Source organism: Candidatus Diapherotrites archaeon (assembly GCA_040755695.1).
GTDB lineage: Archaea > Iainarchaeota > Iainarchaeia > Iainarchaeales > 1-14-0-10-31-34 > JBFMAK01.
Genome location: JBFMAK010000001.1, coordinates 85,483 through 98,041, shown reverse-complemented (window position 1 = coordinate 98,041; position 12,559 = coordinate 85,483). Strand labels below are relative to the sequence as shown.

Genomic DNA, 12,559 nt, shown 5'->3' with positions numbered 1-12,559 from the left:
CTTGTTTTTCATCCTTTTGCCGCCAGTATTTTTGTTATCCCTTCCATGTCAACGCCTCTCTTTTCAAGTTCTTGTGTTATTATTTCCTGCAGCAGGTTCAGTTGCTCGGATTTCTTCTCCATTGCTTTTTGGCAGTTTTTTGTTATAATACCGTTCCCACCAAGTAAGTGGGCTTTGCTTCAGTGATTTTCAATTTCACGAATTCCCCAAGCAGGTTATCCTGAATAACAACAGGCTTATAGGATGAAGTGCGCGCAATAAAGCCTTTTTTTGCTCCCTTCTCTGACACAAGGCATTCCTCTATTCTTCCAATAAATTTTTTATTCTGTTCTAATGCAATCTTCCTGCAAAGCAAGGAAAGAATCCTGCTCCTCTCTTTTTTTATTCTTCCGTGAATTTGGCCTTCCATTTTTTCTGCCTGCGTGTCAGGCCTTATACCAAAGCGCGAGATGTTCACAATGTCAGGCTTAAGCTTTTTTATTAATTGAAGGGTTTCATTGAATTCTTTTTCTGTTTCTGAGGGAAAGCCTGCGATTACATCTGTTGCAATTGTTGCTCTTGGAAATTTTCCCCTTATTCTTTTCACTAATTCAATGAATTCTTCTGCATTATAATTTCTGTTCATTAATTTAAGGATCCTGTTTGAGCCTGATTGAACCGGAATGTGAAAGAATCTGTACAGCCTTTCATCCTTGAATAATTTAATGTAAGAGGGAAAAAACTTCTTGAGATGCTGGGGGTTGATCATTCCCACTCTTACCCTGTAATTTCCTTTAGTTTTCAGGAGTTCTTTTATTAGTGCAGGCAGGCTTGTTCCCAAATCAAAGCCGTAGCAGCCGCAGTCCTGCGCTGTAATCCATATCTCCATGCTTTCTTTTACTTCTCTTTCAAATGCTTTCTTTATTTCTTTTACTGGATAACTTTTAAGCGGACCGCGGGCTTTTTTTACTGCGCAGTAAGCGCACGCTGAAAGGCAGCCTCTGGCAATAGGAATAATTGAAATTATCTTGTTCTCCCTGCACTGCGCGAGCAGTGGAGAGAATTCTTTTCTTTTTATTTTTAGGAAGTCAGACAATTTTTTTAAAGAAGGTTCAATTAATATTATTTTTCCTGAAATTGCTTTCACTCTTTCAGGGTTGATTTTTGCAAGGCAGCCGAAGACAATAAGCCTTGCATTCCTTTCTTTTGCCTGCATTAATTCTCTTATTCTTTTAATCATCCTGTTTTCTGTGTGCTCTTTTACAGCGCAGGCATTTATTATTATGATTCCTGCTTTTTCTGGCCTTGCTTCTGTAAAGCCTTCTTCTTTCAGGAGGGCTTTTATTGCCTGGCTGTCTGCCTTGTTCAGTGAACAGCCGTATGATTCAAGATAAAATTTCTTCAAATTAATTCACCACAAAAATTCCAGGCAGAATTATTCTTTTTTGCTGTGTTTTTCTTTGCTTTCTTTCTTTTCTTCTTTTGTTTTAGTCCAGTGCTCTGCAATCATGTGGGAAAGCCAGCCGAATATGCCTGCGAACACGAACACGAGGAATGCTGAAGATACAAGATAGTTGAAGTAGTCAAGGCAGATGTTGGAAGCGCATTCTGTTGCTGTCGGCTGGGAGAAAAGCCAGATTATTACTTTAGTGCTTCCACCGCTTAAGGAAGCAAAATTGCCCCAGTAAAAATATAATTGCGCGTAGAATGCAATAAAGGAAAGGACTACAAATATTAAGGGAAGGGCAGGGGTATGCCCTAAGTCTGTTTCAAAGAATTCGTCAATCCAGTTTATGATGAAATAAAGGAAAAAGAAGCCTGGAATTGGAATCAGGAAGAAGGTATAATCTGCTCTTGTAATGCCCCAGAAATCCCATTTATGAAGCGGGGTAATGTAGGGGAGAAAGTAAAGCACTGCATAGAATATTACAAACAAAACAATTATTTTTGCTGCTTTTGTTTTATCCATTCAAGTTCACTTTGAGTATTCCCTTTCAAATATCACTGCTGTCCCGTAAGCAAGGATTTCCACTGTGCCCGGAACAATTGGTGCAGTGTTGAGTACAACACTTATTACCGCATTTGCATTTAATTCCTTTGCGTTGTCGTTCAATTTTTTGAGGATGTCCCTGCGGGCTTCATTTAAGAGCTCCCTGTATTCTTTTACTTCCCCGCCTGCAAGCATTCTGGCCCAGGCCTTCAGGTCGTCCAAAAAGAATTTTGACCTGACTGTGCTGGCCCACACAAGGCCTTTGACTTCTGTTATCTTGTGCCTTGGAACAAAAGGCGTTGAAACAATGTGCACTCCCTTTTCTTTTTCTGTTTTCTCTTCAGGCATTCAATTCACGCACAAATTTTATTAAATAGTATTCCTGCAATCAATTTTAAAAGGTTTCAATTCCACTGATCTTCAATCAGTGGATTGAAATTTGTCAAGAACCAGCTCTTCTTGACAAGGTTTCAATTCTAATTATTAAAAATTATTTTTTAGGAGAAATTTTATTTTTTTCCTTAATAACTATCACAACAAATAATACTATTAGTATTAATGCAATTCCTGCAGCAGTGAAAGGCATTAAGTCTACAATCTCCTGCTTGCAGTCTCTCGGGCAGCTTTCTGCTGTCTCGCCTTCGTCGCACTTATTGTTTCCGCATTCTGGTTTTACTGCAGTAATAAACTTCAGTATTGTAGAAGCTGGCTCAAAGCCCTCCTTACTAGCAGTAACAATACTATAACCCTTTACAGCAGTAAAAGAAGTCAAGCCTTCAATATCAGTCAAATAACTTTTTCCGGCGTAAACAACTTTCGCTTTATCTACAGAATTACCATTCTCGTCAGTAACAACAACATTTAAAGTTTCTCCTGAACTCACGCTAGCCTTCTCAGTGCTCACCCTAAGCTTCTTTCCAGCAGGACAATCAGAAGCACAATTACCATGGCTCTCACCCAAATCACAAACATAATTGCCACACAAAGAAACAGGCTCTGTTACAATAGTTATTCTAACAGTATTATTCTTGTATCCGTCCTTCTTCACAGTAACAAGAGAATAGCCTTGCACTGCAGTAAACTCCACTATACCCAAAATACTAGTAAACTTTGAATTCTTAGCATAAGAAACAGAAGCATTCTCCACAGTATTCCTTGAACTAGAATCCTTTACTGTAACAGTAAAATTTTCTCCAATCTTAACTTGAGAAGGATTTAATTCTACCAAAAACTCTTTCTGCGATGGAAGCCCCCCGCCGCCACCAGAACCACCACCGCCCCCCCTACCTGTACCGCAGTTAGGAATAGGAGAGAAAGAACATTGGCCTGCACTGCAAGAATCTGTAGTACAATCGCTTCCATCACTGCATGAAACACCACAGCACAAGTCTTGCTTCACGCAGGAGCCCCAAACATTCAGATTAGAACAAGTTTGAGTTCCAGCACAACTTTCTGTTGTACAGCTTTGAGTTTGACCTGAAGTACAAGAACCACAAGCCTGACTTTCAATTCTTATAAGATTATTTGGATCACAGGCATTTAAGTCAGTGCAATTTCTTGTCTGGCTTCCATTCAAGCATTGACTCCATGAGCCACACTGCCAGTCAGGAATACATTGTTGCTGTAGTGAATAATTTACTGTAAGTTTTGGTCTTGTGGTTTGGTTTGAATGCTCACTTGAACGCAGGTAAGTATCACCTTCTCCTGCCTTGTATTTTATTATCCATCCCTGCACAACATCTTGCTTTAAACTATAATTATTAACCCAATATTGTACTGTAGAAGTTACATTTATCACATAATTTCCTGCAGTTGAAACAACTACTTCTGCCGATCCTTCATTTGTGTAATCTCCTCCAGCATTAATCCAATTACTACTATTATTTCTTTTCACCCAAGTACTAATAGAATCAGCAAGAGGAATACTATCATTATTCACATCAATGACCCTAGAAAACAATAAGGTCTTGGCTGGAGTGCTAACACTTTCAACATAAAAGCTTAGTTCAGCAGAAACAATAACAGAATTCGGTAGAAGTTGTCCTGCACTGTTTCCTATTATATTAGGAAACACAATTATTCCATGAATGGGAAGATTGTGAATTCTTATTAAATTCTCTGAGCCATTGTTGGGGGAATTCTCTCTCAAACTGGAATCATATGTAGTGCTAAAATTTCCTCCATCGCCCTCTTGAAATGTTAAAGTGTTCCCTTGTTGCGGGGGACAATTATCGTTCTGGTCATCAATGCACAAAGTCCCTTGCGAATTACAAGTTCCAGGACAGTTCTGCGAAGTAGTACAAACAGTATTTGGAACACACGCCTGAGTCCCGCAAGGCGTAGTCTGGTATGCATTATTGCAACAGTAACCAGAACTATAAGCAGTACTTCCACACAAACACCTAAAGGTAATTTGACCTTGAGGGCACACAGAACAAATAGTATCAGAGCCATCACAATTCTGGTCTATTGAATCAGAACAAACTTCCGCAGTAGGCACAGGACATCCGTTCCAAGAGCCAGCAGAACAAGACTCAGTTCCAACAGCACAAGCACCAACGTGGGCAACACTGCAAGACCTGCTTAAAAACTCATCAATTAAACTATCACAATCATCATCCAAATTATTACAGGTTTCAGTCTGAGGCGCAGGACAGCCAGTCCAAGAACCAGAAACACAAGTTTCTGTTCCAACAGCACAAACTCCCTGATGTGCAATAGAACAAGCCCTTGTTTGGCCTGAAGTGCACGGCGTTAAATTTAATGTTAAAGTAATACTTTTACTTGAATCCATTATAATAGTACTTGATGTACTTACGCTTGAATAAGTCGCAGTGACAGTGTGTGGCGTAAAATAAGTTTTGCCTGAAGGGTTTTGCGTGTATTGAGTCAATATGGCCCTAACCTTTCCTGTTGCATCGGTTGTGCCTGAAAAAACTGTTGCTCCAGTTGAATCCTTAATTGAAACCACAGCACCTGAAAGAGGAGTTCCTGACTGGTTTTGAACTAAAATGTCAAGATACCATTGAATTGTAATGATTCTTTGCGCGCCTGTTCCTTGAAATAACACATTGTTATAACTTGCGCCGTTTTCAAAAGTTGAATCCAAAAGGTTTACATCAGAGACATTAACAACATCATAGCCCACAGTAATCATATTATAATTAATTGGATTGCTTCCTTTGATCAGTTTATTGGAAATAAATTCTACCCCCATGGCTCCACCGTCATATTCTCCTAAAGCTATATTGACATTGTTACTTGTGAGTATATTATTACGAAAAACCTCCCTTGAAGGGTAAGTCATTGGAAGTGGTTGTTCAATTGATACTGCTTCAGCCTTAAAGTTTGGAGAAGTAGTTATTGCTGTAACATTATTATCATAAAACTCATTGTAAGTAGGGCTACTGTATACTGTCGAGGGCCTTAAGCCTATTGCATGAGTATAAGGCTCGCCTGCAATAGCAATAATAGTATTATTGTAAATTTTATTGTAACTTGCCCCTTGCCTTAACCTTATGCCAGTACTTTGTAGTCCCTGAGCATATTCCCCGTTTGGAAGGTCTTTGACCTCAATATAATTATTATAGATCTTTCCATAATGAGACTCCCAAAGCATTATGCCTCTACCGTTAACTGGAATAATATTGTTGTCATAGACTTCATAGTTGTCAGCCAATAATACAGTTATTCCGTAAGGGTTTGTAACAACTGCATTATGTCTGATGTCATTCCTGTAAATTTTGGCTGTTGATCTTGCCAAAAAGCTCCCTGTTCTAATACCATTTTGGGGGCCTCCCACAATTTTATTGTCATGAATCAGTGAATCAGTCCCACTACTGTAAATTACCTCTCTTCCTTGATGGCGATTAGTTACAACTGTGCTCTCATTAATAAAATTATTGTGGTGAATGTGATTACTTCCAGTAGTATAAAGATTATCGGAATCATTTCCGTTCACTGTAACAGTAAGATTAGCGAATTCAGCATTAGAGCTTGCCCAATAAATTGCAGTAGAGTGTGAAGCCCCGCCGTTTCCTTGCCCTATTATGCCATTCTTTAGAGTAAAATTATTGGCCATTAAATTCCAGCGACCATTGTAAGGGGCTGGAGTATCAGGAATTGTTGTCGGGTTATCAGAATTATAAACTGCATAATGACAGATGTTACCGCTGACAGTTCCAATGTAGGTGGAACAACTGTTTTGTTTGGAGCCTGTAGCATAAGTTATTTTATGTCCATTCAAATCCAAAGTAATGTTGTCTCCATAAACAAAAAAACAACTGTCTGCAGAGGAAACATCTTGAGTTAAAACATAAGTTGTGTTAGGCTGGTCTAATGCCCTGCAAGAATTAATGTATTGGGTCTGAGCAGAAACAAAGCTAAACAAAAACAAAGTAAAAAAAATTAAAAGAATTGCTTTCTTCATGCTAAACTATTATTATTATTATTGTTTATAAATAGTAGCCTTTAAAACAATTATCTTGCAAGAAAATTATCAGGGTTTTTTTTATGAAGGAGAAGGATTTGGAGGGAATGCCTTGGGTTGAAAAGTACAGGCCTGAGAAACTGAATGAGGTCGTAGGCCAGGAGGAGGTCGTGAAAAGGCTTGAGTCTTACGTTAAGAACAGGAACTCACCAAACCTGCTTTTTTCTGGTCCTGCCGGCGTAGGAAAGACTTCTTGTGCTGTTGCAATGGCAAAGGAATTGTATGGAAAGGAGTTCGAAAGGAATTTCTTGGAATTGAATGCGAGTGTTGCCCCTGAAACGCCAGTGCTTGTTAGAATTAAAGGAAAAATAAAGAGAACTAATTTTGGAGAACTGGCACAGAAATATTTCAAGAAGAATAATGAAAAATATGCTTATCCAAAAGACCTTGAAATTCTTTCTGTTGACAAAGACTATAACTTAAAATTCATGCCAGTAAAGAATGTTTCAAGGCATAAAGTGGAAAAAATTGCAAGAATCAAGTATGAGGGTGGTAGCATAAGGACTAGCTTAAATCATTCATTAATAGTAATTGATTCTGAAGGCAGGCTTTCATCAAAAGAGGTTTCAGAATTAAGGCAAGGCGACCTGCTAATAAGCTTTGCTGAAGAAATTGAAGGCGAAAAGACAGTATTGGATTTAGAGAAATTTAAGCCAACACTATTTAATCCTTTGAGGAGCGGAAACATAAAGAACCCAAAAATAAAAACAGTTCTTGATAACATGGAGTTGGATGAAGAATTATCTTGGCTTAACGGAATGTACTTGGCTGAAGGATGCACTTCTATAAGGAATGGTTATACCAGCGGGGTGACAATTTTTACTTTAGGTTACCCCCACGAAAAAGAGACTGCATTCAAAGTAAAAGATTTGATTAAAAGCAGTTTTGGCATTGAATCGCAAACAAAATTAGGTGCTTCAGGCTTTGATAGAAGCAGGCTTTCTTCAATTCAAGTAAGGGCATTCAACAACCAGCTGGCACAGTTTTTCAGGAACCATTTTTATAATGGAGCAGAAGTCAAGAAAGCAACTACAAAAAGAACTCCTGATTTCTTTTTTTCAGCAACAATTCAGAACAGAATATCTTTCTTCAAAGGCTATATGGGCGACGCAACTGGAAAATGGAATGAATATGTAAGGTATTCTTCGCGATCAAAAGAGAATTTAATTGATATTGCTTGGTTGGCTAGAATTACCGGCATTGATTCCTCTGTGTTTAAGCAAGAGTGCAGGCTTGTGTGGGAGCTTCCAACCTATTCTTATATTAAAACAGAACTTCTTCCGGTAGAGCCTTTCATTAAAGCATTTGAGAAAACAAGAATTGATTTCAGGAATTATTTCAGGCATTCATTGTACGGAAAGAAAAGCAAGAGAATTTCAAAGAAACTGCTGAAGGAATTCATCAAAAAGAATGGCATCCCAAACAAAGAATTAAAGAGGTTGATTGAATCGCCTCTTTCAAGCATTCAAATCAAAAAAATTGAATTTGAAGAATACAATGATTTCGTTTATGACGTTTCAGTGCCTGGAAGCGAAATGTTCTGGGGTGGCACAACACCAATACTTTTGCATAATAGTGACGATCGCGGGATAGATGTTGTAAGGAAGACCATAAAGGATTTTGCGAGAACAATAGCTTTTGACTCTGATTTTAAGATTATCTTCTTGGATGAGGCTGATGCCTTGACTGCTGACGCCCAGCAGGCCTTGAGGAGGACAATGGAAAAGTACACGAGAACATGCAGGTTTATTTTGTCGTGCAATTATTCTTCACGCATAATTGAGCCTATACAGTCAAGGTGTGTGGTTTTCAGGTTCAAGCCTTTGAGCACAAAAGAGATTGAGGAAAAGCTTAAGAGCATTGAAAAGATTGAGGGCCTGAAAGTGGATGAGAAGGCTTTCAAGGCAATAATTTATGCTTCCCAGGGCGATTTAAGGAAGGCAATAAATGTGCTTCAGTCAGGAGCCTCAATGGGCAAAAGCATTACAGAGAAAATAATTTTTGATGTGAGCAGTACGGCAAAGCCAGAGGAAATTAAAGAGCTGATCAAGCTGGCCTTGAACAGGAAGTTTTTGGAGGCAAGGGAGAAGCTTGATGCCTTGTTGTACGAGCACGGAATGAGCGGTGAAGATATTATTCTGCAGTTGTACCGTGAGCTAATTGCAATGGATGAAAAGGAGTTGGACGGCAAGACTAAAATCGACTTGATTGATACAGTTGGAGAATACAATTTCCGTTTGGTGGAAGGCGCAAACGAGAGAATTCAATTGGAGGCCCTCATAGCTCAGTTCATGAAGTACAAGAAGTAATTAAGGCTTGGATTTTTATAGTGTAATGCTGTACTAATTTAGGTGCAATTTTATGGGCTTGCTTGAAGCGGTCTGCGGCTTTCTCGTGCCTGGCTCAGGCCAGATTATTCACAAGCAGTACTTGCATGGAATTGTTGTGCTGTTGGTTGCTTTCGGGAGCGCCCTGAGCCTGATTTTTTTAATGAACATGCAGTGGTATGCTGCGATGTCATCCTATTTTATTGTTGGATTGTACAGTGCCCTTGACGCTTATCTTTTTTCTCATAGGGGCCAGGAGGTTGAGAGCAAGCAATTGCAGGAATTCAGTGAATTCGAGAAGCAGAAGGAAGCCCGAAGAGAGGCTGAAAAGGAGAAGGCAAAACAGAAATTAATGCAGTTTCTTGCAGACCATTACCCTAACCTTGTTTTTACTGTGATTGATTTTGAGAGGAAAGAGAATTACTGGCGTGCGTTCATAAAGGCAGAAGACAAGTTCTATGAACTGAAACTGGATGATTTGGGCAATATAATTGGGGGCCGACCTTAAAATTCTGAGAGCTTTTTTTGGGATTGAATTTCTTTGAGGACTTTTGATTCTTTCTTGTATTCTGCCAGGGAAATATGCAGTTTCTTTTCTGCATAATTCAAGGCAAGGTTCAGGTCATAAAAGACTGCTGGCTTTTTCTTGAACGCCCTCCTTACTGTCTCCCTTATGACCCACACGCCCATGGGCACAGCATAGCCTGAGCCTATCTCTCTGAAAATTACTGCTGCTGCCTGCCTTTTTTTCTTCTGCAGGTACTCGCACACTGCAAGTCGGGATGAATAGTATGCCCCGGTAACATTTGAGGCGTAATCCTTTCTGCCTTTAAATAATTCGTAATCTGCAATTATTTGGGGCTTGACTTCTTTTTGTGTCCAGATGCCTTGTGGAAGCCAGGCTTCCAGTTGCTCGAACATCCAGGAAGACGGAATCAAGAGTATGATGAAATGATTGTCTAAATAGATTGACTCAAATAATTCTATTGATTCAATTTGAGGGGAGTATTTTATTTCTTTGAGCATTTTGCTTGAAAGGTTTGAGTCAACTGCAGTTATAGCCCACCTTGTTGGAACCATTTTTCTCTCTCTTTTTCTTCCGAGCAGGCCTGCTGAAAGAATTTTCTGGAGGTAAGATACAGCAAAATCGCTTTCGTATAATTCCTGCAGGGCATTAGTTGATTTTAGGTCTGTGTCTGAGACAATGTAGTCGACCTTCTTGGGGATTTTAGGGTTTTCGTTCAATGAAAATTTTTTGAGTGGGGCGCTTGGGCCTATAGGCGCAACAAAGGAGTCAAATGATAAGGTTGGTCTTATTTCTTTCTTTAATTCAATTGACAATTCAACAGGCTTTTCAGACATGACCATTTCCTGCAATTCTGAAAGCTTTCTGTCAGGCCTTGAAGCGCTTTCGATCTGCGTTTTAGTGAAAGGACTTACAAGGAGAGAGCGCATTTCAATTATCTGCTCTTGCTGCATTCCATACCATTGCTCTGGCTTGTCCAATAAAGAGGATTCATGCATTAATTGCGGTGGCGTTAGAGGTGCAATTGAGATGTCAGGGTAATTCTTCCAGGAGACAAAAAGCGAGGGAGGGCTGTTCCCTGAAAAGCTTTTTGCTCTTGTAAGGAAGGAAATCTTTTTGAGTGAATTGAATCTTTCAAGGACTGGGCAGGACTTTAGGCCACAGAATAGACGACCCTTGCATTTAATGCACTGCCCTCCAGAGATCATAAACCCACAATTTAGTTCTGAAGGGAAAGGGTTTTAATTTAATTCCAAGAAGAAATTTTAAGTGAAAACAAAATGGCTGAAATTGAGCTGACTTTCCCTGACGGCTCAAAAAAGAAGTTCAGGAAAGGCATTACAGTCCTTGAGTTAGCAGAAAAGATAGGGAAGAAGCTGGCTCAGGATGCAGTCGCAGGAAAAGTGAACGAAGAATTAGTTGACTTGAATGCAAAAATTGAGTCGAATGCAAAAGTGCAGGTAATTACAATTGATTCAATTGAAGGAAGAAATATTTTAAGGCATTCTGCCTCGCACTTGATGGCTCAAGCAGTAAAGGAATTATGGCCTGAAATAAAATTAGGCATTGGGCCCATAATAGAGGAAGGATTCTATTATGATTTCGAGAAAAAAGAGCCTTTCACTCCTGAAGACTTGAAAAAAATTGAAGAGAAGATGAAGGAACTGGCAAAAAAGGACTTGAAGCTTGAGAGAAAGGAATTGAATGCAAGGGATGCAATAAAGTTTTTTGAAAAGAGGGGGGAAAGATTTAAGGTTGAATTGCTGCAGGAAATGAAAGACGAAAAAATTTCAGTGTACGGGCAAGGCAATTTTGTTGACTTGTGCAGGGGCCCCCACATTCCGAGCACTAAATACTTGAAGGCATTCAAGCTTCTTTCAACTGCTGCTGCTTACTGGAAGGGAGACGAAAAAAGGGAGGCACTGCAGAGGATTTATGGAACTGCTTTTTCTTCGCAGAAGGAACTGGATGAATTCGTAAAGATGAAGGAAGAGGCAGCCAAAAGGGACCATAGAAAAATTGGAAGGGAATTAGACCTTTACAGCTTTAATGAATGTTCTCCTGGAATGCCTTTCTTTCACCCTAAAGGCGCAATAATTTTCAATGAACTGATTTCTTTTTTGAGGCAAGAATACAGTAAAAGGGATTACAAGGAGGTAATAACCCCCTTGCTTTACAGCAAGGGTTTGTGGGAGCAGAGCGGGCACTGGGAGCACTACAAGGACGACATGTTTTTCTTGGATATTGAAGGCAGGACTTTCTCGTTAAAGCCAATGAATTGCCCTTCGCACATAATAATTTTCAAGAACGGGATGAAGAGCTACAGGAACCTTCCTTTAAGGATTGCTGATTTCGCTGTATTGCACAGGAATGAATTAAGTGGAGTATTAGGAGGCCTGTTCAGGGTAAGGAAGTTCTCGCAGGATGACGCGCACATCTTCTGCACTCCAGAGCAGATGGAATCAGAGATAATTGGATTAATTGATTTCGCTGAGTATATCTACAAAAAAGTATTCAATTTTGATTATGAGGTTGCATTGAGCACCAAGCCTGAAAAGGCAATGGGTGACCCTGCGCTCTGGGAGAAGGCAGAAAATGCCTTGAAGAATTCACTGCAGAAAAAAGGAATAAAATTCAAGGTTCAAGAAGGCGAGGGAGCATTCTATGGCCCGAAAATTGATTTCAGCATAAAGGACTCGATTGGAAGGATGTGGCAGTGCGCTACAATTCAACTGGATTTTCAGATGCCTGAAAGGTTTGAGGCAACATATATTGGAGAGGACAGCAAAAAGCATTCAGCTGTAATGATTCACAGGGCATTGCTTGGAAGCCTTGAGAGATTTATTGGAATTCTGGTAGAGCATTATGAAGGAAAATTCCCTTTATGGCTTTCGCCAGTGCAAATTGTAGTTTTGCCTGTCAGCGACAAATCCAATGAGTATGCAGGAAAGGTTTTAGAAGAATTGAGGGCGCAAGGCTTTAGGGTTGAATTGGATGACAGTTCTGAAACCCTTTCATACAAGATAAGGCAGGCGCAATTGCAGAAAGTGCCTTTTGCTCTCACTGTTGGCGAAAAAGAAGAAAAAGCCAGAACAATTGCTGTCAGGGACAGGACAGGAAAAGTAAGAATGAATGCAAGAATTGAAGACTTCATCAGCGAATTAAACAAGAAAATTAAAGCAAAAGAAATTGAATGAAAAAATTTTTTTCTAATTTTAGTTTATTCCAGATATCTTTAAATAAAGAAA

Annotated in this window: 8 protein-coding genes; 3 read left to right on the top strand and 5 right to left on the bottom strand. The window is 39.5% G+C overall.

The window, feature by feature from the left end:
* Positions 1-142: 142 nt before the first annotated feature.
* The 4 genes from AB1467_00620 to AB1467_00605 form a co-directional block, all read right to left on the bottom strand.
* The gene (locus AB1467_00620) at positions 143-1,384 is read right to left on the bottom strand and encodes a tRNA (N(6)-L-threonylcarbamoyladenosine(37)-C(2))-methylthiotransferase (GenBank protein ID MEW6294785.1); all 1,242 of its coding nucleotides are present in this window, start codon (positions 1,382-1,384) and stop codon (positions 143-145) included.
* A gap of 30 nt (positions 1,385-1,414) precedes the next feature.
* Positions 1,415-1,948 (bottom strand): hypothetical protein, encoded by a 534-nt coding sequence (locus AB1467_00615; protein ID MEW6294784.1) that lies wholly within the window; start codon positions 1,946-1,948, stop codon positions 1,415-1,417.
* A 6-nt stretch (positions 1,949-1,954) separates the two neighbouring features.
* On the bottom strand, positions 1,955-2,317 hold the full coding sequence (locus AB1467_00610) for a heavy metal-binding domain-containing protein (protein ID MEW6294783.1): 363 nt from the start codon (positions 2,315-2,317) through the stop codon (positions 1,955-1,957).
* A 142-nt stretch (positions 2,318-2,459) separates the two neighbouring features.
* Entirely contained in the window at positions 2,460-6,398 is a 3,939-nt protein-coding gene (locus AB1467_00605) for a NosD domain-containing protein (protein MEW6294782.1), read from the bottom strand.
* An 83-nt stretch (positions 6,399-6,481) separates the two neighbouring features.
* On the opposite strand from AB1467_00605, the gene AB1467_00600 reads away from it, so the two are divergent.
* Positions 6,482-8,767, top strand: a complete 2,286-nt coding sequence (locus tag AB1467_00600) for a replication factor C small subunit (protein ID MEW6294781.1) — start codon at positions 6,482-6,484, stop codon at positions 8,765-8,767.
* A gap of 52 nt (positions 8,768-8,819) precedes the next feature.
* A complete protein-coding gene (locus AB1467_00595; GenBank protein ID MEW6294780.1) occupies positions 8,820-9,293 on the top strand; it encodes a hypothetical protein in 474 nt (157 codons plus the stop codon).
* Here the strand turns inward: AB1467_00595 and AB1467_00590 are convergent.
* On the bottom strand, positions 9,290-10,519 hold the full coding sequence (locus AB1467_00590) for an Nre family DNA repair protein (GenBank protein ID MEW6294779.1): 1,230 nt from the start codon (positions 10,517-10,519) through the stop codon (positions 9,290-9,292). The genes AB1467_00595 and AB1467_00590 overlap by 4 nt on opposite strands.
* Before the next feature lie 72 nt (positions 10,520-10,591).
* Between AB1467_00590 and thrS the strand changes: the two genes are divergently transcribed.
* The gene (thrS, locus tag AB1467_00585) at positions 10,592-12,508 is read left to right on the top strand and encodes a threonine--tRNA ligase (protein MEW6294778.1); all 1,917 of its coding nucleotides are present in this window, start codon (positions 10,592-10,594) and stop codon (positions 12,506-12,508) included.
* Positions 12,509-12,559 lie beyond the last annotated feature (51 nt).